Raw genomic sequence first — 23265 nt, 5'->3', positions numbered from 1 at the left:
GAGAAACGATGCACCTTTCCAAAGACCTGCAGCCCGTCCTCCTGCAGCTCGCGCAGGCAGACGCCGCGTCTTCCCAGCCGCGCGTGCGCCCCGAGGAGCAGGAGCTTCAAAAGCTTATCGACGAGCGCAAGCGCCTGACCGACGCCTCCGCCGCAGCCCAACTCGCAGTCGACGACATGGAGCTGGAAATTCTGCGCATCCAGGAAGACGAGCGGAAGCTGAAGAAGCGCGAGCTGGACGACAAGCGTCAGCTGTCCGCCGAGACCGACCCGGAGCGCCGCAAGGACCTCGAGCACGACCGCTACGCCGCCAAATCCCGCATCGCGGACCTTTTGTCCGAGCTGAAGGAGGCGCACAACGAGATCGCTGCGCTGCGCAACAACCGCGATGTGCACGCCGCCCGCGTCGACGAAGCCAACCGCAAGGTCGAGGCCGCCCAGCGCGCCGTCGACGCCCTGCCGGAGGAAGATGACGTGGACGTGGATGCGCTGCGGGCGAAACTGCCTGACGACGTGTTGGGCGGCTACGACGACATCGGCGCCGCCAAGTTCAACGGCCGCGCCTGCGGCGGTTGTTTTATCCAGTTGCCGCCGGCCGAGCGCGCCGAGGTGCTCGGCGAGCCGGAAGACGAACTGCCCACCTGCCCGAACTGCGGCACGCTGCTGGTGCGGGTTTCTCCGGCGGAGTAGCTGATGCAGGTATCCATGTACTGCGACGGCGGCTCCCGGGGGAACCCGGGTGTCGCCGGATCCGGCTCCGTGGTCTACGACGCTTCCGGGGAGACCCTGGGCGAGATCGTCTACGTCGTGGGCAAAAAGTCCACCAACAACGTCGCCGAGTACTACGGCCTGGTGCGCGGCCTTGAGGCGTGCCGAGAGGTCGGGGCGACGCACGTGGACGTGTTCATGGACTCCAAGCTGGTTGTCGAGCAGATGACCGGCCGCTGGAAAATCAAACACCCCGACATGCAGAAGCTGGCGCGCGAGGTGCGCGACCTCGCGTCGTCGTTTGAGAAGGTCACCTACACCTGGGTCCCGCGCGCCAAGAACAAGAAAGCCGACGAGCTGTCGAATGTGGCCATGGACGCCGCCGCCCGCGGCGACGCCCCCGGCATCGTCAAAGGCACCGGCGTGTGGGTGGGGGAGAAGCCCTCGCACCAGACCGCCAGCCCCGCGCACTGGGCCGGCGAGGGTGCCCCGCGCACCCGGTTCATTCTGCTGCGGCACGGACAGACCCAGCACTCCGCCGAGCAGCGCTTCTCCGGCACGTCCGACCCAGAGCTGACCGACACCGGCCGCGACCAGGCGCGCCGGGCCGTCGACGCACTGCGCAAATTCGGGCGCATCGACGCCGTTGTGGCCTCGCCGCAGGCTCGCGCGCAGGGCACCGCCCGCATCGCCGCCGGCGCGCTGGGGCTCGACGTGGTGGTGGACGAGGGGCTGCGCGAGCTCGACTTCGGCGACTTCGAGGGGCTCACCCGCGACGAGGCGGTAGCGCGGGATTCGTCAGCGTTCGACGAGTGGCAGTCCTCGCCGAACAACGCGCCCCCGTCTGGCGAGTCCCTGACCGCGCTGCACCGCCGGGTGTCGCGCACGCGGTCGAAGCTGCAGGAGCGCTACGAGGGGCAAACAGTGCTGGTAGTCACGCACATGACGCCGGTGAAGTCGTTCCTGCGTCAGGCCCTCGGCGCCGGGCCGGAGCTGTTCAAGCACCTATTTCTGGACCTGGCCAGCATCAGCGTCGTGGACTACTACGGAGATTTCGGCGTGGTGCGCTGCGTCAACGACGTCGCACACCACCGCGGGTAGGTTCCGGCGCTAGATGCTTACCCCAGGATGCTTACCGGGGGAGGATGCTTACTCCTAAACGCTTACTTATCGAGTGGACACGAGAAATGCCCGTCAACGCTCTCGAAGGATAAGCATCCTGGGGTAAGCATCCTCGAACGATGCCCGGCAGTTCCGTTCCAACCGGCGGAAAGCGTATGCTGTACCTCGCGAATGAGCCGGCCGGGCGGCCGCGGCACCGCGAACCACCCCAACCTCGGGGAAGGCGCGGGTCGAGGAAAGTCCGGACTCCACAGGGCACGGTGGTTGCTAACAGCAACCCGGAGCGATCCGCGGGAAAGTGCAACAGAAAGTAGACCGCCTCGGCAACGAGGTCAGGGTGAAAGGGTGCGGTAAGAGCGCACCGGCATCTGCGGTGACGTAGGTGGCCAGGTAAACCCCACCGGGAGCAAGGCAAGAGCCCCCGCCCGAAACGGCGGAGGTCGTCGGATGTAGGCTGCCCGCCCAGTCCGAAGGTAGCTGCTTGAGGCCCCCAGCGATGGGAGGCCCAGATGGATGGTCGCCGCCCCGCAAGGGGAACAGAATCCGGCTCATAGGCCGACTCATTCGCCCTTTTCGTGGCACGATGGCTGCTTATGAAGCTCTACGCCGCGCCTTTAAACTTCCGCTCGATTGCGCGCGAATTCGACGTGCGCACAACGTTCGTGCCGGAGCTCCACACGGAAGCCTCGCAGCTTCAGGACCGCTTTTCGCAGTTGCGTATCGACGCCCGCTCCGTGCCCTTCGTCACCATCGATCCCGCCGGCTCGAAAGACCTGGACCAGGCGGTGCACATCGAGTCCCGCTCTGGCGGCGGCTACGTGGTGCGCTACGCAATCGCGGATGTGGCGGCGTTCGTGGACCCCGATTCTGCGGTGGCGGACGAATCGCTGGAGCGCGGCCAGACGATCTACCTGCCCGACGAGCCCGCGCGCCTGCACCCGGAGGAGCTGTCGGAGGGCTCCGCTTCGCTGCTTCCCGACGTGGACCGGCCCGCAGTGCTCTGGACATTCGAGCTGGACGAGCGCGGCGAAGTCGATTCGGCGCACGTGGAGCGCGCGCTGGTGCGCTCCGTGGCGCGGCTGGACTACGAGGGCGTGCACAAAGACATGCAGGCAGGGTCAGTGCACCCGTCGATTGCGCAGCTGGAGGAGGTGGGGCAGCTACGGCAGCAGTCCTCGCTGCGCAGACACGCGATCAACCTGCGCCTGCCGTCTGTGCGCGTGGTCGGCGACGGCGACACGTTCGAGCTGGTCATCGAGCCGCGCCACCCGGTCATGGACTACAACTCGGAAATCTCACTGCTCACCGGCATGGTCGCGGGGCGGATGATGGTCGACGCCGGGGTGGGCTTCCTGCGCACGTTGGGCCCGGCGGATGAGGGAGGGGAGGCGGAGTTTCGTCGAGAAGCACGCAACTTGGGCTACGACGTCGCCGGCGACATCGGCGAGTTCCTCGCCGGCGTGGACGCCGACACCCCGCGCGGCATGGCGGTGATGCGAGAGGCACAAAAACTCCTGCGCGGATCAGGCTACGTGGACCTATCCGAGAAGCAGGCCGAGGTGCACGCCGGTATCGGCGGGTTCTACTCGCACGTCACCGCACCCTTGCGGCGGTTGATCGACCGCTACGCCAACGAAGTCTGCCTCGCCATCTGCGCAAGTGAGGATGTACCGGAGTGGGTCGAGCGCGACGCCGCCCGGGTGATCAAGACGATGGGCCGGTCCTCGCAGCTCGCCAACACCGTGGAAAAGGCGTGCCTGCACCTAACGGAAGCAACCGCGCTCGAGCCGTGGGTGGGCCACAACTTCGACGGCGTGACGCTCAAAAGCGGGGAGGACGCCGCGCGCGTGTTCATCGTGGACCCACCGGTGCTCGCGCCGTCCGCGGGCGCACCGGAGGAAGGTGCGGAGACGAAGTTCTCCCTCGTGCGGGCGGAACCTGGCGCCCGCGAGGTCGGCTTCGCCTGGCCCGCGGACTAGGCCGAACAGCGCCGCCTACCCCTCGAGGCGGGCCGGTTCGCCGGCGGCGACCTCCACCACCTCGAACTCGCGTGCCATCGCGGCCGCGAACGAGTCCGCCTCCTGCACCGGCACGAACGCGATCACAGCGTCGGAGGTGCCGATGGCGGCAGGCCGGGCGGCGACGGCGCCACGCTTGCGGGTCAGGGCTACCAGGGCGTCGGGGGAGGCCAAGTCGTGGGCCTCGGAAGGCGAGTTGAGCAGCGTAAACAGCTCGTTGGCGCGGCGCGAACGCAGGGCCTTCGCCGCGGCAAGTGAGCGCAGCGTCTCCGATTCGCAGAACGCCACCCAGCGCCGCGCGGCCTCCGGCTCCGGCGCGTTCGTGTCGCCCGCGGCGCGGCGTGCCTCGACCCATTGGACGGCGCGTCCCGGGGCGTCGGGAAGCTGGCGCAGCGAGGAGACTCCGAAGTTGGAGCAGGCGGCGTCGATGAACGCGCGGCGCTCGGCGATCGCCTCGCGGGACTGCGTAAACGGCGCGCCCAGCTCTTGGGACACGGAAAACACGCGCACGCCGTGGCGCGAGGGGTGCGGCGCCTGGGTCAGCGAGCCGTCGGCGTAATCCACCACCGACACTCCCGCGGCTCCGCGCAGGGCCACCGAGTGCCGGGCGCGCAGCACCGGCAGCGACGAGTAGGTGTCCACGGCGTGCGAGCAGATTTCCGCCAGCCGGGCCCGAAACGGGGCGGTGTCCACGTCGTCGTGCCCGCCGGCCAGGGCCAGCGCGATCGCGGCGTCGGCGGCGTAGAGCGCGCCAAGGCCCGCGCCGACCGGCACGTCCGACTCCACGGTGATGTCCATCCCGGACGTGTCGCGGGAGAGCACCTGGCGCTGCACGAGTGTGTGCACGAGCCCCCACCAGCGGCGGGCGAGCCCGTCGGCAGGCTCGTCGCTGTAAGGCAACTGAGCCGAGAACTCCTGGCCGAGCGGGCCGCGGGCCGCAATGGAGATCACGCCGTCCGTGCGCGGGGACACCGCCGCCGCGGCGCGCAGCGACGACGTTCCCACCAGTGTTACGCCGCCGAAGTGGTCGACGTTTTCGCCGATGAGCACCCACGTGCCGGACGCGGATGCGACACGCCCGGACGCTGCGCGGACGCGCTCCGCAGGGGAAGTTGAGGGGGATTCAAACAGTGCCATGTCACGCTCCTTTTAACCGCACCCACACTACCAACCGCCCCGGTACAGTCGGACGGGTAAACAACACCCGAAAGGAACGAAAATGGCAGACGAGCAGTACTACTACAACCCGTCCACCGGCGAGGTCACCCAGGGCAAGGAGGCCGCCTGGGACAACCGCATGGGCCCGTACGCCACCCGCGAGGAGGCGGAGTCCGCGCTGCAGATCGCCGCGCAGCGCAACAAGAGCGCCGACAACCAGGACGAGGCGGACGACAACTGGGGCGAGGCCCCGTCCTGGGAGAAGTAAACCCGCTTACGGCTTGATCTTCTTAAACGCCTTGCGCACCTCGCGCACGGCCTTGTCGTAACCGCTTAGGGCCTGCTCGCCGCGGTCGAGTTCGCGCTGGTAGAGCATGCCGTAGGCGAAGGTGTCCTCGCCGCGCTCGCGGGCCTCTTCTGCCAGGCGCTGGATGCGGTCGCGCGAGGTCACGGCGTCCTGGAAGTCGCCCAGCTTGGACTGCAGCGCCTTGCACGCCTTGGCCAAACGCCGCGCCTTCAAACCCGCGTCGGCCGCGGCGTTGGCGGAGTAGCGCAGCTTCTTCGCGGCCTTGCGCACATCGTGGACGTAGTCTTCGCGCTCGTGCAGCGGCAGGTCGGTGTCGTGGTAGTGCTCGTCGACCTTGTCGTGGCGCTTTTTCAGCTTCTTGTAGCCGCGCTTGAGGTGGTCGTAGAGGACCTCCTTCGACTCCGCCGGGGTGTCCTCAGAAGCCTCCTGCTTTGCGACGGGCGGTTGCGCCAGCAACCCGTCAATCGCGTCCAGCAGCTCCATGAAGCGCTCTGAGTCGAGCATGGCCACGATCTCGGCGTGGGCCTCGTTGTAGTCGCGGCGCATGTCGCCTGCGATGTGCGCGCGGGCGGCGTCGTCCACGAGCCCGGACTCGTCCGAATCCAACAGCTCCAAGAAGCGCTCTTCCACCACCTCGGCGTCGCGGGCCACACCCAAAACCCCGGCGGCGTGCTTCAGCTCGTCCTCAAGCGCGGTGAGCTGCTCGCCCTCCAAGATGCCCTCGAAAGTCTCCAGCAGGGAGCGCATCTCGCGAGTCGCCACGCGTAGCTGGTGCACCGAGTCGAACTCGTCGGCGCGCACGCGCGGCTCCCAGGCGACGATGGCGTCGCGCTGCTTGCGCAGGGAATCCACCACGGCCGCCGCCGGGGAGTCCTCTTCCAGATCGGCCTGCATATGCGGCGGCAGGGGAGCGGTTTTGACGGAATCGCCCAACGCGGTGGCAAGCTTCGACGGCGAGGACGACTTGCGCGCGCCCGCCGAGATCAAAAAGCTGGTGCCCTGGTTGATCAGCGTGTTGCCCTCGTCGGTGCCGGCCAGCGCCTCAGCAAGCTCGAGCTCCCACTCGCGCCAGCTGGTGCGCTCGCCGCCGGGCAGCAGCGACCAGGCGGTGACGTGGTCGTCGCAAAACTCCGCGACAGCACCTTCTTCACCCGCCAGGGTGATCTCCACGCGGCGGTTGTCCACCTGCGCCACCGGAGTCAGCTCCTCGGTGCGCACGATCGAGCGCACCTGGGCCAAAAGTTCCTCGGGCACGGCCGAAGGATCGTCGAGAGGCATGCGCACCTCGTTGCGGCCGCCCTCCTTCGGCAACTTCAGGTGCCAGCCGTCATCCGCCCCGCCGGTGCGGCGGCGCAGCGTGATCTTGGAACGCGTCAGGCGCAGATCCTTCGTGTCGTAATACACGGCGGAGAGGTTGTGCTCGCGCATGCTCGCGATCTCCTCCACGCCGGGCAGTTGCGTCAGGTCCGGCATGCCGGTGCCCTCGTCCACGGCGAGTTTGATCTCCACCTCGAGGAACTGCTCGGGTGCTTGTGCAGCCATGATCGTTGTCCTCCTTCAAAGGTTAGTCACCCCCAAGCTTAGCCTGCTTATCCGCGTCCAAAGGCCCGCTACAGTTGAGCAGCATGAGCGCCCAAACCGACAATGTGCTGCGAATGGTGGAGCAGCAGGACATCGCCTTTATCCGCCTCTGGTTCACCGACATCTTCGGCTCGCTGAAAACCGTGATGATGTCGCCGGCGGAGCTGGAAAGCGCCTTCGAGGAGGGCGTGGGCTTCGACGGCTCCTCCATCGAGGGGTTTTCCCGCGTCTCCGAGTCCGACACCCTGCTGCGGCCCGACCCGTCGACGTTCCAGCCGCTGCCCTTCGACGGAGAGGCGGGCCTGCAAACCGCGCGCATGTTCTGCGACATCACCATGCCCGACGGCGACCCGCTCTACGCCGACCCGCGCCAGGTGCTGCGCCGCCAGATCACCAACGCCCGCGACATGGGCTTCGAGTTCGTGGCCAGTCCGGAGATCGAGTTCTACGTGGTCAAACCCGGCCAGGGCGATCAGCCGCCCACACCTGCGGACAAGGGCGGCTACTTCGACCAAGCCAAACGCAACGAGGCGCCGAAACTGCGCCGCATGGCGGTGTCCGCCTTGGAGTACATGGGCATTGTCACCGAGTTCTCCCACCACGAGGGCTCGCCGGGCCAGCAGGAGATCGACCTGCGCCACACCGATGCGCTGACCATGGCCGACAACATTGTCACCTTCCGCTACATCGTGAAAACGGTCGCGGAGATGAACGGCGTGCACGCCACCTTCATGCCCAAGCCGTTCAAGGACCTCGAGGGCTCGGCCATGCACACCCACTTCTCCCTGTTCGAAGGCGACACCAACGCCTTCCACGACCCGGACGACGAGATCAGTCTGTCCAAAACCGGCCGGCAGTTCATCGCCGGCATCATCGAGCACGCGGGCGAAATCTCCGCGGTGACCAACCAGTGGGTCAATTCCTACAAGCGCCTCCAGTTCGGCTCGGAAGCGCCCACCGCCGCCACCTGGGGCATCTCCAACCGGTCTGCCATGGTGCGCGTGCCCACCTACCGCCTGCACAAGGCGGATTCGCGCCGGGCGGAGGTGCGCTCGTTGGACTCGGCGTGCAACCCCTACCTCGCGTACGCGGCGGTGCTCGCCGCGGGCCTGAAGGGCATCGAGGAGGGCTACGAGCTGGACGAGCCCGCCCGCGACGACGTGTTCGCACTGACCCGCCGCGAGCGCCGCGCGATGGGGTACCGCGACCTGCCCAACTCGCTGGACCAGGCGCTGCGCCAGATGGAACGCTCCGAGTTCATGGCGGAGGTTCTGGGCGAGCAGGTCTTCGAGTTCTTCCTGCGCGCCAAGTGGGCCGAGTGGCACGACTACACCGCCCAGATCACCCCCTGGGAGATCGATACGGGGATCGACCTGTGATTTCACCCGCCAAGCTCGGACTGACCAGCCCGCGCGCCGCCGAGGACATCGAGGAGCTTTCGCTTATCGACGAAGCTTCGCTCTACACCCTCGCCGGCACAAGCGACCCGGACCTGGCGCTCAACAACGCCCACCGGCTCTTCGACGCGCTCGGAAGTGGCTGGGTGCAGCTGCTCGATGCGCTGCGCGACAACCCCATCTTCCGCACCCGGTTCTTCGCCCTGCTGGGCGGCTCCACCGCGTTATCGGACCACCTGATCGCGCACCCGCAGCAGTGGCGGCTTCTGCTCGAAGACCTGCCAGATGCGGCAGAGCTGTACCGCACCATGCTTTCCGCCGTGGGGGTCGACGCTGACGGACCGGGGTTGTATAAGGCGGGGGAGGGCGAAGTTGACGTCGCTAAGCAAAAGCTCCGCGCCACCCACCACGACCTTGTGATGCGCATCGCCGCCGCCGATCTCGCCGGCACGTTCGCCGCGGTGAAGGGTTACGGCGAGGGCGAATCCATGAGCTACAGCTACACCACCGAGCGGCTCACCTGGCTCGCAGACGCGGCGCTGACAGCCGCGCTCGCGGTGGCGGTGCGCGACGTCTACGGCGACGAGGAACCGGACGCGCAGCTCGCCGTGATAGCCATGGGCAAGTGCGGCGCCGGCGAGCTGAACTACATCTCGGATGTGGACGTCGTGTTCGTGGCCGAGCCCGCCTCGCCCAAGATCACGCGCGTGGCCGCGGAGATGATGCGCATCGGCTCCGCGTGCTTTTTCGACGTGGACGCGAACCTGCGGCCGGAAGGCACCTCCGGCGTGCTGGTGCGCACCCTAGAATCGCACCAGGCGTACTACCGGAAATGGGCCGAGACCTGGGAGTTCCAGGCGCTTCTGAAGGCGCGGCCACAGACCGGGACGATGGAGTTGGGGCGGGCGTACTCCGAGGCGATCGCGCCGCTGGTGTGGGAGGCGTCCCAACGCGACTCCTTCGTCGAGGACGTCCAAGCCATGCGACGGCGCGTGTTGGAAAACGTTCCGGCCGAGGTGCGACGCCGCGAGCTCAAACTCGGCCCCGGCGGGCTTCGCGACGTCGAGTTCGCCGTGCAGCTGCTGCAACTCGTGCACGGGCGCATCGACGACACCCTGCGCGCCCGCAACACCCTCGATGCCCTGTCCGCCCTGGCCGCGGCGGGTTACGTGGGGCGCGACGACGCGCGCGTGCTCACCGAGGCATACGAGTTTTTGCGCCTGTTGGAGCACCGGCTGCAGCTGCAGCGCTTCAAACGCACCCACCAGCTGCCCGAGCCGGACGACGAGAAGCGCAACCGCTGGCTCGCCCGCGCCGCCGGGTTCACCGCCAACCACCGCGGCACCGCCCCGGACGCGATGTACCGCGAGCTCAAACGCGTGCGCCGCGACGTCTCCGACCTGCATGAGCGGCTGTTCTACCGCCCGCTGCTGGGCGCGGTGGCGGACATGTCCGTCGGCGAAGCCACCCTCTCCGCGGACGCGGTCAAGGCCCAGCTGGCCGCGCTTGGCTACCGCCACCCGGCGCGCGCCTTCGACCACCTCTCCGCGCTGGTCAAGGGCACCTCGCGCAAGGCCAAGCTGCAGGCGATCCTGCTGCCGAGCCTGATGCACTGGCTCGCGGACACCGCCGATCCCGGCCAGGGCTTGCTGAACTACCGCAAGCTTTCCGACGCCGCCGTCGACCGCAGCTGGTTCCTGCGCATGCTGCGCGACGAAGGCGTGGCGTCGCAACGCCTTATGCACATCCTGGGCACCTCGCCGTACGCCTCCGACCTGATCATCTCCGCACCCGATGTGGTCAAACTCCTCGGCGACGGCTCCAACGGCCCCCGGCTCCTCGACGCCGCCCCCGACCAAGTGCACAAAGCCATCATCGCCTCCGCCAAGCGCCACCAGGCGGACCCCGACAAGGCCGTCGCCGTGGCGCGCTCGCTGCGCCGCGCGGAGCTCGCCCGCATCGCGTCCGCCGACCTGCTCGGTTTCATGGAGCCGCGCCAGGTCTGCCTCGAGCTGACCTACGTGTGGGAGGCCGTGCTCGAGGCCGCGCTTCGCGCCGAGGTGCACGCCGATCTCGCTTCCTCGCCTCACGACGAGCCCCCGGCCCGCATCGCCGTCATCGGCATGGGCCGCCTCGGCGGCGCCGAACTCGGCTACGGCTCCGACGCCGACGTGATGATCGTCGCCGAACCGAGCGAAGCCGCCGATGAAGCCAGCGCTATCGCCTGGGCGGCGAAGATCGTCGACCAGATGCGCGCTCGCCTGTCTAAGCCCTCCGGAGACCCGCCCCTCGAAGTGGATCTGGGCCTGCGCCCAGAGGGCCGCTCCGGCCCGGTGGTGCGCACCATCGCCAGCTACGAGCGCTACTACCGCGAGTGGGGCGAAGTCTGGGAACGCCAGGCGCTGCTGCGCGCCGCAGTCGTCGCCGGCGACCGCGGCGTGGGGGATGCGTTCCTAGAGGCCATCGATGCCTTCCGCTACCCGGCCGGCGGCGCAAAACCCGCCGACATCCGGGAAATCCGCCGCATCAAAGCCCGCGTGGACAACGAGCGTCTGCCCCGCGGCGCCGACCGCGCCACCCACACCAAGCTCGGGCGCGGCGCGCTCGCGGACGTGGAGTGGACCGTGCAGCTTTTGACCATGCAGCACGCCCACACCCACGAGGAGCTGCGCACCCCCTCCACCCTGGACGCGCTGGATTTCCTCGCCGAGCTCGACGACCCGTCCGTCATCCGTGGCGCCGACGCTGAGGTGCTGCGCACCGCGTGGCTGACCGCCACCCGCGCCCGCAACGCCATCGTGCTCGTTGCCGGCAAACGCACCGACCAGCTGCCCGCGCCGGGCCCGCAGCTCGCGCAGGTGGCGGGCTCCGCGGGCTACGACCCCGACGATCAGCAGGAGTTTTTGGAGGACTACCTGCGCATCACCCGCCACGCCCACAAGGTGGTGGAGGAGGCGTTCTGGGGCGAGGTGCCGTCGCTGGAGTTCGACTAGGGCGGGGGCGGGGCGGCCCGGCCCGTTGCGCGGATCCAGCTATCAGGAGCCAGCTAAACGCCCCCAGGGGGCGAAAAACGAGGTGCGACTAGCTGGATCCGCGAATGGGGGGGGGAGCGGAAAGAGCGGTCACGGGCGCTGGCAGGGGGGAGCGGGGAGGCGGAGTGGCGTCGATAGGCAATATGCTCGAGCCCATGGCACTGAACATGACCATCGACCTGAACAACGCCACCTTCGCAGACCTGGTTGCGCTGGTGGACGCCGCGCGCGTGGCCGGCGTTGACCCCAAGACTGGGCTGGAGCTCGACGGCGAGACGCTGAGCATCACCGTCGAGCCGACTACCCGCACGCCCGCGCGCGAGCAGGCGCCCGAGAAGGAGCGCACCGTGCCGCCGCTCGGCGACGCCGCGATTCGCTCGGTGGTAGATATTTTGACCGGTCGACAGGAACCGCCCCGCCGGTAGGCGCCCATGACGTAGACTTCGCGGGGTGGACTACATCTCAACTCGCGACGCATCGGCGCAGCCGCGCTCCTTCACAGACATCCTGCTCACGGGCCTAAGCCCCGACGGTGGCCTCTTCATGCCGGCGGTGTACCCGTCCATCACCCCGGAACTTCTGAACGAGTGGCGCGAGCTTTTGCTTCACGACGGCTACGCAGCCCTCGCCGCCGAAGTACTGAAGCTCTACGTCGACGACATTCCCGAGGCGGACCTCGAGGCGATCGCGCGCCGGGCGTACCGTACGCCCGTCTTCGCCGACGAGGAGATCGTCCCGGTGACCCGCCTGAATGACACGCTGCACATCGGCCACCTGTCCGAGGGCCCGACTGCGGCGTTCAAGGATATGGCGATGCAGCTGCTCGGCGAGCTGTTCGAGTACGAGCTGGCCCGCCGCGGCGAGGAGCTCAACATCCTCGGCGCGACCTCGGGCGACACCGGATCGTCGGCCGAGTACGCGATGCGCGGGCGCGACCGCATCCGCGTGTTCATGCTCACCCCGGCCGGGCGTATGACCCCGTTCCAGCAGGCGCAGATGTTCGGCCTGGACGATCCGAACATCTTCAACATCGCGCTTGACGGCGTGTTCGACGACTGCCAGGACGTGGTAAAGGCTGTCAGCGCCGACGCGGCGTTCAAGTCGAAGTACTCCATCGGCGCGGTGAACTCCATCAACTTCGCGCGCCTGCTCGCGCAGGTGGTGTACTACATCGCGACGTATCTCAAGGTCACCGAGACGAACGACGAGCGCGTCTCGTTCTGCGTGCCCACCGGCAACTTCGGCAACGTGTGCGCAGGCCACATCGCGAAGCAGATGGGCCTGCCCATCGACCGCCTCATCGTGGCCACGAATGAAAACGACGTGCTCCACGACTTCTTCGCCAACGGCGAGTACCGCCCCCGTTCCGCCGCGGAGACCCACGCGACGTCGTCGCCGTCCATGGACATCTCCAAGGCGTCGAACTTTGAGCGGATGCTTTTCGACGCCACGTTGCGCAACTCCGACCTCACCGCCGAGCTGTTCGCGAACAGGGTGAAAAACGGCGGCTTCTCCGCCTCCGACCTGGGTGGGCCAGAGGTGATGGAGCGCATCCGCGGCGAGTTCGGTTTCGCCTCCGGCACCTCCACCCACGCCGACCGCGTGGCCACCATCAAGCGCGTGAGCGACGAGTTCGGCGTGCTGGTGGACCCGCACACCGCCGACGGCGTGTACGTGGTCGAGCAGCTCGCCGGCGAGGTGGACACCCCGATCGTGGTGCTGGAGACGGCGCTGCCGGTGAAGTTCGCCGACACCATCGCCGAGGCCATCGGGAAGGCCCCGGAGGTGCCGGAGCGCTTCGCGGACATCATGGACGCCGAGCGCCACGTGACCGACCTGCCTAACGACGCCGAGGCCGTCAAGGCGTTTATCGCCGACGCCATCGAGGGCACTAACGTCTAGGGCGACAGAAAGGAGCGCGCGCACCATGGCACAGGAGCAGTTCGCAGGCCCGGAGCACTACACCGACTTCGACCCGGAGAAGTTCATCCGGGACATGAAGATCATGGCCGAAGAGAAGCACCAAGCAAAGGACGACGAGTCCGGCGACGAGGGCTCGGCGGTTGACGCCTCCGAGTAACCAGCCACACCGGCCCAGCTCAGCGACGCGCTACCAGCCCGAGCAGGGCCAGCAGTGGCGCTTCCCGGACATGCCGGGCGAGCCCGCGCAGCAACCCCAGCAGCAGTACCCGCAGCACCCGCTGAAGTTCCCGGACATGCCCGCGCCGCAGCCGGTCCAGCCCGCGCGCCGCAGCGGGCTGCAAACGGGCGGGTGGATCACCGTGATCGTCGCCACCGCGATGATTGTGGGCATCGTGGTGTGGCTGGGCCTGAACGCATCCAGGGTGCCCACCGGCACCGTGGAGGAGCGCGAGGCACTGTCCGAGGTGCAAACGCCTGGCGATGCCTCACCCGCGCCGGACAGCGAAAACAACGTGCTCGTGCCCGCGTTCGCCCCGTGGGCGCCGGGGACGAAGATCCAGACCACGGACCACCGCCCGGCGCCCGGCGAGCACTTCACGGCGCAGTCGTGCACCGCGGCGTTCTCGTTCACCGGCAAGGACGGACGCGCTTACGCGGTGACCGCCGGGCACTGCGGCCGCGAGGGCGACCTGGTGTGGCCCACCAACGCGTCCACGGCCATCGACTACGCCTCCGAGGTCGGCCACTTCATCTTCTCCGGGCTGTACTCCCAGCACACCCCGGCCACGGAGGGCACGGACGTGGGGATCATTGAGATCACAGATCCCGACCGGTTCATGGATGTGGTCGGTGCGCCGATTCCGACTGGGATCGGGGAGGGCCTTGGGCCCGTCGATAGGCTATGCAAAACGGGGGCGACCACCGGCTACACCTGCGGCACCTTCGAGGCCACCGAGCGGGTGCAGATAGTCAACCTCGACCCCGGCGTGGAGGACGAAACGTTCGGCGACATCGCCGCCGTATGCGCCGCCTCCGGCGACTCGGGCGGGCCCGTGTTCGCGGACGTTACTGGCCGCGCCACCGTCATCGGCGTCGTCTCCGGCACGGAAGCCGGCCGCGCGGGCGAGGAGTGCTACGAGGGCATGGAGGACCCGCACCTGATGAGCTACTCCAACGTCAAGCAGGTCATGGCCGTGATCCGGCACGCCGTGCCGGACGCGGAGTTTATTCCTCAGCGTTGGTGAGCAGCGGCCAGCGCTTGAGTTGCTCGCCGGTTTCCTTGTCGTTGTCCACCACCACGACTTCGTCGTCGGTGTAGCCGTTGAACGTCACGCGGTCGATCTCGTCGGGGCGCTCTACGTCCAGCCAGCGCTCGGACAGCGCGTCGGCGTCATCCGCATCCATCCAGTTCAGGGTGATTACGCGGAAGTGGTTGTGCGACGCGTAGTCGACAAACGACACGGAATCGGCGCCCTCAGCCACGCCGAAATCGATGAACTGGGCGATGGTCTCCGGAGGGAGCGTCGAGAAGCAAAAGCCCCAGAAGTTAAAACGCATACCACTTTTCGACGTCAACGTCACCGTGTCCAAACAATTCTGCTCCAAAAGACGCGACAGATGGCCCGCGATCTCAGTGGAGTCGTCCAGGGCGCCGACCACGACGTCGCCGCGCATCATCGCGCCTGTGTTCGTCTCACCCACGCGCACGTTCTCGATCAGGTGGGGGCGAATACTCGCCGCGACGTTGGATGGATCCGCCGGCGCCGGGTTGAACGGGCGCTCCGGCTGCGGCAACTCCGCGTCCGCCGGGGTGCTCGCCGTGGTGCGGCTCGCCGCCATCGCCGCACCGAAAATCACCAGGATGACCAGCGCGCCGTACACCGCGACGAACAGGGGAGCGGGGACGCGTCTGACCCAGGGCTGCGTGTCGGAAACGGCGGTGCTCATAATTCTGGGGATTGTACACTTGCCACCATGCCTATCCCGGAGTTCATCGTGGAAACCCGCAAGAAGATCGGTACCGACCTGATGTGGGTGCCGGCCGTGTGCGCCGTCGTGCTTCGCGACGCCACCGTTGCCTCCCCGTGGGCCGTCCCCGAAGTGCTGCTGGTGCGACGCGCCGACAACGGCGAGTGGACCCCCGTGACCGGCATCGCGGACCCGGGTGAAGAGCCGCACGTCGCGGCTGTGCGCGAGGTGCTGGAGGAAACCGGCGTGCGCGTGACCGCCGCCGCGATTTTGGGTGTCGGCGCGCACGGCCCGGTCACCCACACGAACGGGGACAAGGCCAGCTATATGACGGTGCAGTTGCGCTGCGAGCCGCTCGACCCCACCGTGGATCCTGTTGTCGGCGACGACGAAAACACCGAGGCTGGCTGGTTCCCCATCTCCCAGATGCCGGTGACGGACCCGAAGTGGCGCCTGGCCATCGCGGACGCCGCCTCGCAGCGCCGCCACCCAGGCAGCTTCGCGCCGCGCATGGGGCTGACCAAGCGGTGAGGCTGGGGCTCGACGTTTCCGAGCACCAGGCCGGGCTGGACGTTTCCGGCTTCGACTTCGTCATCGCCCGCACCACCGACGGCACCTACCAGGACGCGGCGTTTTCGTCGTTCGCCCCGCACACGACGGCGGCGTACCACTTCCTGCGCGCCCCGTCCGAAGGCACGTCCATCGCCTCGCAAGTTGCCGCTGCGCTCGAGGTTTTAGGGGATCGCCGCCTGCCTATGTGGCTCGACGTCGAGTCCCCCGCGGGGCTTTCGCTTCTCGACGTCCACTCCGCCCACCACGCCTTCACCTCCGCAGGCGTCGAAGTGGCGGGGATCTACACGAGCGCCTGGTACTGGCGCCGGCACATGCTGTTTGCTTCTGTGTCCGAGTTCGGCGCGCTGTGGCTGGCGCAGTGGGGCACCAACCCAGTCGTGGACGTTGCTGCGTTGCCGGAGCTGGGGGACTGGCCGCGCCCCCTCGGCTTCCCAAAGCCCACGGTGTGGCAGTTCACCTCCCGCGGGCGCGTCAACGGGGTGGAAGTCGATTTAAATTTGGCGCGCTGACCTGCGGATTGTGAATTTCACAGGTTAAGTTATCCACAATTCGCCGCGGGGCTCGTTTTGGGGGTTGCGCTGCCTTAGCTTCTGGGCCATGAACTTCACCGACTTTGTCACCGCAGGCGTGGGCATGCTCGCCGACTTCGACCGCGACATAGCCATGGCCGCCGGCCTGTCCACCGGCCGGGTCCGCGATTTGGCGCGGGTGCACCACGCGTATTACGGGCCGACCCAGTTCACCCGCAAACAACGCGACGCATTGGCTGCCGCCGAGGGCTTACCGGTCGACCAGCTCGTGCACATCGAGAAGAAGCTGCTCGCCGTCGAAGGGGCCGCGGAACGCTGGCGCATCCGCTTAGACCTGGTGCGCCACCGCGGCTCCTATAGGGCACTGACCAAGCGCATCAAGCGGCTGGTCAAACAGCCCGTTAAACCAGCCCCACCCTCGTGCAGGTTTTCCCGCTCGAAGGCGGGCATGCGCACCATGATCCTGACCTACAACGAGCGCGACCTGGCCGATCTTGAGCACCTGCTGCGCAAACTCATCGACGCCGACGACCCAGCCGCCGCCCAAATGGCCCACACGCTTATCAGCATCCTGCGCGACGGCAAAGGCATACCGAAGGCGAGCTTCCGGCCGATCATCCTGGTGCCGATCGCCGACTGGGCCCGCATCCAATCCGGCACCGGCGATGAGGTCACGCTTATCTGCACCGACGGGACCACCATGACAGGGGCCGAATACATGGAGCACGAATTCGGCGACATCCTCGAAGTCGCCGCGTTCCACCCCCAAGAAGGACCGGTCAACCTCTACCACGCAAAGCGCTGCGCCAACCCAAAACAAAAGACCATGTCGAAGCTGCTCTGCCCGGCCTGTGCGTTTCCCGACTGCAAACACTCCGCGGAAACCACCCAAACACACCACATCAACGCGTGGCGCTACGGCGGGATGACCAACATGGACAACCTCGCCGAACTGTGCCCGTTCCACAACGGGGTCAACGCCGACAACAAAAACGGCCCGTTCGGCTACATCGATAACCCCAACGCCCGCATCCGCTGGGTCGCCCCCAACGGCACACAAGTCCCCATGACCACCCCGGGCGCGATGGAGCTGCTCTTCGACTAAAACCCACCCCCAACACCCCGCCCCACCCGGGCGGGCCATACAGGCATGCCGTTTTTAGCGTCGCCCCTCTAGCACCCAGCTGAGGAAGCGGCCGGAGCAGAGCGACCAGTGCACGATGAGCAAGAACGGGAGGGTTAGCGCCACCACGTCGAGCCAGTGCGAGCCGTTGACAAGCGCCACCTGGTGTCCGCCCATGCTCACCGTGCCGGGTGGGAAGGTGCACGCCCACCAGGCAGGTGTGTACTCCACCCAGCGCGCGACATTGGGGTAGAAGTTCCACATCGCCCAGATGCCCAGCGGGATGGCCAACACGAGCGCGACGTAGCCGTAGTAGATCGAAACCTTGCCCGGGTAGAGAATCTGCATCGCGGTGGTGGATTGCCCGATCACACCCAGGGGCACCCAAGCTGTCGCCGACAGCGGCCCCGTAAGGTCCACCTTGCCGTGCCATGCTGCCCAGTACACGCGGGCGAACGTCGGCACAGCGGTGAACAGGGACATCAGGAAGAACACGGTTCCGAGCACGTGGTAGAACTGCCCGTAGTCGCGGGCGAGCCAGCCGGCCACCGACGCGGAAATCATCGGGCCGACCAACGGCAGGCCCCAGGTGAACTTCGGCGCGCCGTCGAAGCGGGTGAGCTGGATGGCCCAGGTGATTGCGGTGACGGGGGCGCCGATCCAGAAGCCGATGAGGCGGTAGACGCCCTCGTCGGTAAGCCCGGAAAGCGCCGCGCCGAGCGCGAGGATGCCGATGAAGAACATCGACCATTCCGCCATGGTGGTGCGCTCGAAGCTGGGGTGGCGGTAGCGCGCGAACCCGAAGACGAGCACAACGAGGATGAAGCACGCGATCGCGGCGAAGGCGGCGGAGAAGAACTGGTGGTCCATCTCCACGAGCAGACGCGACACGATTGAGGTGCCCATGAGGCTGCCGCCCCACGCGGGGCCGGGCGGTGGCAGTTGGCGGAACTTGTCAGTCACTCAGCGCATGGTAATCCCTTTTTGGCAAAGGTGCTCATCCGGCCCGCCAGTTGTCGCGAAGTTCACGGTTTACCTGCGAGGTGTTGCTCGCCAACGCGGCTACCCCACGTTCGCCCCGAACAGCGAGCCGATGGCGAACGTGGCCGCAAGCGCCATTGTGCCGCCGACCACGATGCGGGCCACCGAGCGTGCGACCGGGGCCTCGCCGAGTTTCGCGGACAGCGCGCCCGTCAACGCAAGTGCCACCAGGGTCAGCATGAAGATCGCGGCGATGCGCCAGGACGCGGGGGCGAGCAGCGCCGTCGCAAAGGGCAGTGCGGCGCCGAGCAAGAACGACAGGAATGACGCAACGCCCGCAGACCACGGGTTGACCTGCATTTCCTTGGCGAGCCCCATGGCGCGCTCGGAGTCGCGCTGCGAGGAGACCGAGACGTACTCGCCCAACGCCATCGACACCGCGCCGCCGATCACCGCGGCCAGGCCAGACATCGCGATCGTGGTCTGGTCGGACGTCGCGCCCGCCACGCCGACGACAACGGCGGCGGTGGAGACGATGCCGTCGTTCGCGCCCAACACCGCGGCACGCAGGCGGTTCAGCCGCTCGCCGGTGCCGGGCTCCTGCCTATCGACGCCCCGTTCCGCCGTACCCGGACAATCCGCGGGGCAGTCGGGGTGGGGGCGGTTCATCAGATCAGTCATGATCCAATCATCACCCTGCCGGATCACCCCCGCAAGGAAGTTCGGCCTGACTTAGCGCAGGTCAGGCTATGCAAACCTAGCAGTCGAAGTACATCTCGAACTCCTGCGGGGTGGGACGCAGGCGCACCGGGGTGATCTCGTTGTCGTACTTGAGCTTGATGTAGGTCTCGATGAGGTCGTCGGTGAACACGTCGCCCTCGGTGAGGAAGTCGTGGTCCACCTCCAGCGCCTTGAGCGCGGCTTCCAGCGAGGTCGGTGCCTGCGGGATGTCCTTGGCCTCCTCCGGCGGAAGCTCGTAGAGGTCCTTGTCCACCGGGGCGTGTGGCTCGATGCGGTTTTTGATGCCGTCGATGCCGGCCATGAGCATCGCCGCGAAACCGAGGTACGGGTTGCCTGACGGGTCCGGAGCGCGGAACTCGATGCGCTTGGCCTTCGGGTTCGCGCCGGTGATCGGGATGCGGATCGCGGCGGAGCGGTTGCGCTGGGAGTACACGAGGTTGATCGGCGCCTCGAAGCCCGGCACGAGGCGGTGGTAGGAGTTCAGCGTCGGGTTGGTAAACGCCAGCACCGCGCCGGCGTGCTCGAGCAGTCCGCCGATGTACCAGCGGGCGATGTCCGACAGGCCGCCGTAGCCGGACTCGTCGTAGAACAGCGGTTCGCCGTCCTTCCACAGCGACTGGTGGGCGTGCATGCCGGAGCCGTTGTCGCCGGCGAGCGGCTTGGGCATGAACGTCACGGTCTGGCCGTACAGCGTGGCGGTGTTTTTGATGATGTACTTGAAGTCCTGCAGGTCGTCTGCCGCGTGCAGCAGGGTATTGAAGCGGTAGTTGATTTCCTGCTGGCCGCCGTTGCCCACTTCGCGGTGGAAGCGCTCGATGTCGAAGCCGGCGGCGGCGAGGTTGTGCACCATCGCGTCGCGCACTTCGACGGTCTTGTCGTGCGGGGCGACGGGGAAGTAGCCGCCCTTCCAACGGTTCTTGTAGCCGAGGTTCGGCGAGCCGTCGGCTTCGACTTCGTTGCCGCGGTTCCACCAGCCTTCTTCGGCGTCGATTTCGTAGAACGCGGAGTGGCCCTCCACTTCGTAGCGGATGGAGTCGAACAGGTAGAACTCGGCTTCGGCGCCGATGGAGCAGGTGTCGGCGATGCCGGTGGACTTGAGGTATTCCTCGGCTTTCTTGGCCACGTTGCGCGGGTCGCGGGAGAACGGCTCGTGGGTGAACGGGTCGTTGACGAAGAACTTCACGTTCAGGGTCTTGGAGCCGCGGAATTGGTCGAGCTTGGCGGTGGCGAGGTCCGGCATGAGGGTCATGTCGGATTCTTCGATGGTGGTGAAGCCGCGGATGGAGGAGCCGTCGAAGGCGAGGCCTTCTTCCATCACGTCTTCGTCGAACATCGACGCCGGGATGGAGAAGTGGTGCTCGATGCCGGGCACGTCGGTGAAGCGTACGTCGACGAATTCCACCTCCTCGTCAGCGATGAATTTTTTGACATCTTCGATGTTGTCGAAGGACACGGGTGGTACTCCTCGTTGTGTGTAGGACATAACGGTTTCAAGTCTACGCGCGCGTGACACTACGCTCGGAAGGCATGGCTGCTTCTCGACGACAAAACTGGCACGACGGCCCCGAAATCCCGAACCAATTCTCCGGCGAGGACACCTTGCCTGAGTACCCGGGGCAGTATCTCGGGATGCCGAAGGAGGGGACGGGCTCGCAGGCGTCGGTGCTGCGCCGCATGGGCGGGGTGTTCATTGACTGGGCGTTGTGTGCGGTGGCTGCGTCGCTGATCACGGCGAACACGTCGGCGTTGGGAGACCGCTACACCGCGACGTACCTGCTGTGGATCGTTTTGGGCATCGTGTGCGGCTGGTTGTTCTCCCGCACTCCGGGCATGGCGGCGCTGGGCATGGGTGTGGCGCGCGTGGACAAGGAGGCCTCGGTGGGGCTGTGGCGCGCAGCGGTGCGCACAATCCTCACCGGTTTTGTGCTGCCGGCGGCGCTTGTGGACGCCAACGGGCGCGGCATGCACGATCGCGCCACCACCACGACGGTGATCCGCACCTAGTTGTTGATGGGGCGTTCCTCGCCGACGAGTTCGTGGTCGAAGTCGATGTAGCGGTACATCGCCCAGTTCGGGTCAGTGAGCATGCGCGCCACGGCGAGCCCGCCGGCGATGAACAGCACCACGAACGACACCTCGGTGAACTTCGAAAGCGCGTTGAGAATGTCGCCCTCGGCGAAGTTGTGCACCGCGGCGTAGATGACGGGGCCAGGGATCATCACCACCGCCGCCGGGATGGTCACGGTGGTGCGGGGCACCTTCGCCACCCGGCCCAAAAGCCCGCCGGCGACGCCGATGATCAGGGCGGCGATGAAGGCGGCCAGATACGAGCGCACCCCGTCCGCAAGCAGGGCGAGCCGTGCGACGTTGGCTGCCATCCCGAGCGTGGCGGCGATGAGCGCCATGCGTCTCGACGAATTGAACAGCAATGCAAAGCAGCCCACACTGACGAAGCTCGCCAGCGCCCCGGCGACCATGAACTCCGCCGACGTCGGCACCGCCGCCGACGGCAGCTCCGGGGTGCCGGAGAGCATCGCCACCACGGAGACGGTCAGCATGATCACCACGATGATCTCGAGGGCGAAAAACAGCCTCGGGATGCCGGCGGTGAAGTCGAAGCGGGCGAGGTCCACAAACGAGGTAAATAGCGGGAAGCCGGGGATGAGAAACAGCACCGCGGCGATGAAGCCGGGGGAGACCACGCTGGCAAGCGGCAGCACCCGGTCAAGCAGCAAGAACGCCGACGAGGCGACGAACGACGCCGCCATCGTGATGCCGATCAGGTTGAAGTGCGCCTTGTGCAGAAACGCCCGCACCAGCTGGCCCAGCATCGCCGCCAGGCACACCAGCGCAGCGGTGGCGAGCCCGAACTGGTTCAGTACTGCGAATCCGGCGCAGGCGAGTCCGGCGGCGAACGTCGATAGGCAAAGGCCCCAGCGTGGAGACGGGATGCGCTCGATCTCGTCGAGCACGGCATCGATGACCTCGGGCGTGCGGTAGCTCTGCAGAAGTGAGTGCGCCGCGGTCTCCAGCGCCTCAATGCGCGAGGTGTTCACACCCGGCAGCGGCACGTCGGACACGACGGTGCGGAACTGCAGGCCGCGGTGGAACGTGCAGCTGATGGTGTTGAAGCCGACGATGACATCGGCCTCGTCGAAACCCACCGAGCGGGCGCAGCGCTTCACCGCGCGGATCACGCGGTAGCCGGACGCGCCGGCAGACAACAACAAGACGCCGAAGCGAAGACAGGTGTTCGCTTCGGCGTCCATGCCGGGGTTGGGCTCGATCACTTTCCGCCCTTGCGCTCCTGCATGCGGCGCATCTTGCGGTTCATGCCCGCCATGTTCTGGGCCTGCTTCGGCAGCGGGCCGCCCGGCAGGCCGGCGGCCTGGGCGCCGTGGCCGCGGGAATCCATCGCCTCGAGCTTTGCGGCGAGGCTGTAGACCTCGTTCTTCTGGTAGTTCTTCGGCAGTTTGAGCAGGTGCTTCTGCAGGTCGCGGTTGCGCACCTGGCCTTCGCCCTCGCCGGCGTAGACCTCGTAGACGGGCACGCCCGCAAGCAAGCGTTCCACGCGTTTGTGCTCTTTGCTCATCAGGGACTTCAGGCGGTTCGGGTTGCCTTCGCCGACGAGCACGACACCCGGGTTGCCCACGACGCGGTGCACGGTGTCCATGTGGGTGTTGGCCTGCACGCCGGTTTTGGTCTGCCACACGATGCCCATCGTGTTGCGCATGTTCTCCAGCGTCCAGCCGGCGGCGCCGGGGGTGTCGCCGACCTCGTCGTACATGGACTTTTCCAGACGGCGGGAGAAGATGAACATCGCCAGCACGGCGCCCAGGATCAGGCCCATGATCAGCCAGAACCACTTCGCGCCCCACCACAGGCCGAGGAGGAAGAACAGCAGCCCGCCGCCCAGCACGCAGGCGAGCATGATGGGGATGAGCGCCTTGTCGCGCTTGCGCTGGAGGTCAAACGCCTGCTTGAGCTGCGTCCGCGTTGCTTTGCCCTTGGCGCGCTTCGCGGCGCGCTGTTCTTTCTTGGCGGCTTTCGCCGCTTCCTTGTCCTGCGTCTTAGCCATGGACATAACTGTATGCCACAGCTAAG

The 23265-nt window shown here is 67.1% G+C and carries 22 protein-coding genes and 1 other RNA gene; 15 read left to right on the top strand and 8 right to left on the bottom strand.

Going from position 1 to position 23265, the window contains the following annotated elements:
* Nucleotides 1–8 precede the first annotated feature (8 nt).
* The 4 genes from CIHUM_RS07790 to CIHUM_RS07775 all read left to right on the top strand — a co-directional run bounded on the left by CIHUM_RS07790 (nt 9) and on the right by CIHUM_RS07775 (nt 3808).
* On the top strand, nt 9–689 hold the full coding sequence (locus tag CIHUM_RS07790; RefSeq protein ID WP_034998442.1) for a zinc ribbon domain-containing protein: 681 nt from the start codon (nt 9–11) through the stop codon (nt 687–689).
* Between the two features lie 3 nt (nt 690–692).
* Nucleotides 693–1808 (top strand): bifunctional RNase H/acid phosphatase, encoded by a 1116-nt coding sequence (locus CIHUM_RS07785; protein WP_034998444.1) that lies wholly within the window; start codon nt 693–695, stop codon nt 1806–1808.
* A 193-nt stretch (nt 1809–2001) separates the two neighbouring features.
* An RNA gene (gene rnpB, locus CIHUM_RS07780) (RNase P RNA component class A) lies at nt 2002–2396 on the top strand.
* A 26-nt stretch (nt 2397–2422) separates the two neighbouring features.
* Nucleotides 2423–3808: an RNB domain-containing ribonuclease gene (locus CIHUM_RS07775; RefSeq protein WP_034998445.1), complete on the top strand. Its 1386-nt coding sequence runs from the start codon at nt 2423–2425 to the stop codon at nt 3806–3808.
* Between the two features lie 15 nt (nt 3809–3823).
* Here the strand turns inward: CIHUM_RS07775 and CIHUM_RS07770 are convergent, their stop codons facing one another.
* The gene (locus CIHUM_RS07770) at nt 3824–4984 is read right to left on the bottom strand and encodes a galactokinase (RefSeq protein ID WP_034998447.1); all 1161 of its coding nucleotides are present in this window, start codon (nt 4982–4984) and stop codon (nt 3824–3826) included.
* An 82-nt stretch (nt 4985–5066) separates the two neighbouring features.
* Between CIHUM_RS07770 and CIHUM_RS07765 the strand changes: the two genes are divergently transcribed.
* Nucleotides 5067–5273, top strand: a complete 207-nt coding sequence (locus tag CIHUM_RS07765) for a hypothetical protein (protein WP_034998455.1) — start codon at nt 5067–5069, stop codon at nt 5271–5273.
* A 6-nt stretch (nt 5274–5279) separates the two neighbouring features.
* Here CIHUM_RS07765 and CIHUM_RS07760 read toward each other — a convergent pair whose 3' ends face one another.
* Nucleotides 5280–6854 (bottom strand): CYTH and CHAD domain-containing protein, encoded by a 1575-nt coding sequence (locus CIHUM_RS07760; protein WP_034998457.1) that lies wholly within the window; start codon nt 6852–6854, stop codon nt 5280–5282.
* Nucleotides 6855–6937: 83 nt separating this feature from the next.
* On the opposite strand from CIHUM_RS07760, the gene CIHUM_RS07755 reads away from it, so the two are divergent.
* The 6 genes from CIHUM_RS07755 (at nt 6938) to CIHUM_RS07730 (ending at nt 14489) form a co-directional block, all read left to right on the top strand.
* The gene (locus CIHUM_RS07755) at nt 6938–8272 is read left to right on the top strand and encodes a glutamine synthetase family protein (protein WP_034998459.1); all 1335 of its coding nucleotides are present in this window, start codon (nt 6938–6940) and stop codon (nt 8270–8272) included.
* Entirely contained in the window at nt 8269–11283 is a 3015-nt protein-coding gene (locus tag CIHUM_RS07750) for a bifunctional [glutamine synthetase] adenylyltransferase/[glutamine synthetase]-adenylyl-L-tyrosine phosphorylase (protein ID WP_243427136.1), read from the top strand. The genes CIHUM_RS07755 and CIHUM_RS07750 overlap by 4 nt, the downstream gene beginning before the upstream one ends.
* Nucleotides 11284–11477: 194 nt before the next feature.
* A complete protein-coding gene (locus CIHUM_RS07745) occupies nt 11478–11747 on the top strand; it encodes a hypothetical protein (RefSeq protein WP_034999193.1) in 270 nt (89 codons plus the stop codon).
* A gap of 25 nt (nt 11748–11772) precedes the next feature.
* Complete coding sequence (gene thrC, locus CIHUM_RS07740; protein ID WP_034998461.1) at nt 11773–13224, top strand: threonine synthase; 1452 nt, start codon at nt 11773–11775, stop codon at nt 13222–13224.
* 25 nt (nt 13225–13249) lie between these two features.
* Nucleotides 13250–13402 (top strand): hypothetical protein, encoded by a 153-nt coding sequence (locus tag CIHUM_RS07735; protein WP_187370379.1) that lies wholly within the window; start codon nt 13250–13252, stop codon nt 13400–13402.
* Nucleotides 13386–14489, top strand: coding sequence for a S1 family peptidase (locus tag CIHUM_RS07730; RefSeq protein WP_243427137.1), 1104 nt, complete (start codon nt 13386–13388; stop codon nt 14487–14489). Before CIHUM_RS07735 ends, CIHUM_RS07730 begins: the two co-directional genes overlap by 17 nt.
* Here CIHUM_RS07730 and CIHUM_RS07725 read toward each other — a convergent pair.
* Nucleotides 14470–15192: a hypothetical protein gene (locus tag CIHUM_RS07725; protein ID WP_034998464.1), complete on the bottom strand. Its 723-nt coding sequence runs from the start codon at nt 15190–15192 to the stop codon at nt 14470–14472. The genes CIHUM_RS07730 and CIHUM_RS07725 overlap by 20 nt on opposite strands.
* Before the next feature lie 27 nt (nt 15193–15219).
* Between CIHUM_RS07725 and CIHUM_RS07720 the strand changes: the two genes are divergently transcribed.
* The 3 genes from CIHUM_RS07720 to CIHUM_RS07710 all read left to right on the top strand — a co-directional run bounded on the left by CIHUM_RS07720 (nt 15220) and on the right by CIHUM_RS07710 (nt 17421).
* Nucleotides 15220–15744, top strand: a complete 525-nt coding sequence (locus CIHUM_RS07720; protein WP_034998466.1) for an NUDIX hydrolase — start codon at nt 15220–15222, stop codon at nt 15742–15744.
* On the top strand, nt 15741–16295 hold the full coding sequence (locus CIHUM_RS07715; RefSeq protein ID WP_034998468.1) for a GH25 family lysozyme: 555 nt from the start codon (nt 15741–15743) through the stop codon (nt 16293–16295). The genes CIHUM_RS07720 and CIHUM_RS07715 overlap by 4 nt, the downstream gene beginning before the upstream one ends.
* Before the next feature lie 88 nt (nt 16296–16383).
* Nucleotides 16384–17421 (top strand): HNH endonuclease signature motif containing protein, encoded by a 1038-nt coding sequence (locus CIHUM_RS07710; RefSeq protein WP_034998470.1) that lies wholly within the window; start codon nt 16384–16386, stop codon nt 17419–17421.
* A 54-nt stretch (nt 17422–17475) separates the two neighbouring features.
* Here CIHUM_RS07710 and CIHUM_RS07705 read toward each other — a convergent pair whose 3' ends face one another.
* The 3 genes from CIHUM_RS07705 to glnA form a co-directional block, all read right to left on the bottom strand.
* The gene (locus tag CIHUM_RS07705; protein WP_074431992.1) at nt 17476–18402 is read right to left on the bottom strand and encodes an SLAC1 family transporter; all 927 of its coding nucleotides are present in this window, start codon (nt 18400–18402) and stop codon (nt 17476–17478) included.
* 99 nt (nt 18403–18501) lie between these two features.
* The gene (locus tag CIHUM_RS07700) at nt 18502–19101 is read right to left on the bottom strand and encodes a VIT1/CCC1 transporter family protein (protein ID WP_081634408.1); all 600 of its coding nucleotides are present in this window, start codon (nt 19099–19101) and stop codon (nt 18502–18504) included.
* A 76-nt stretch (nt 19102–19177) separates the two neighbouring features.
* Entirely contained in the window at nt 19178–20644 is a 1467-nt protein-coding gene (gene glnA, locus CIHUM_RS07695; protein ID WP_222859740.1) for a type I glutamate--ammonia ligase, read from the bottom strand.
* A gap of 44 nt (nt 20645–20688) precedes the next feature.
* Here glnA and CIHUM_RS07690 point away from each other — a divergent pair, with 44 nt between their 5' ends.
* Nucleotides 20689–21165, top strand: a complete 477-nt coding sequence (locus tag CIHUM_RS07690; RefSeq protein WP_034998474.1) for an RDD family protein — start codon at nt 20689–20691, stop codon at nt 21163–21165.
* Here CIHUM_RS07690 and CIHUM_RS07685 read toward each other — a convergent pair.
* Nucleotides 21162–22451, bottom strand: coding sequence for a threonine/serine exporter family protein (locus tag CIHUM_RS07685; protein ID WP_051106345.1), 1290 nt, complete (start codon nt 22449–22451; stop codon nt 21162–21164). The two genes, CIHUM_RS07690 and CIHUM_RS07685, sit on opposite strands and share 4 nt — an antisense overlap.
* Nucleotides 22448–23239 (bottom strand): DUF4191 domain-containing protein, encoded by a 792-nt coding sequence (locus CIHUM_RS07680; RefSeq protein ID WP_034999200.1) that lies wholly within the window; start codon nt 23237–23239, stop codon nt 22448–22450. Before CIHUM_RS07680 ends, CIHUM_RS07685 begins: the two co-directional genes overlap by 4 nt.
* Between the last annotated feature and the right edge of the window lie 26 nt (nt 23240–23265).

This window comes from Corynebacterium ihumii, assembly GCF_028609825.1.
Lineage (GTDB): Bacteria > Actinomycetota > Actinomycetes > Mycobacteriales > Mycobacteriaceae > Corynebacterium > Corynebacterium afermentans.
Note: the sequence above shows the minus strand (reverse complement) of the source record. Positions and strands in the feature narration are given on the sequence as shown.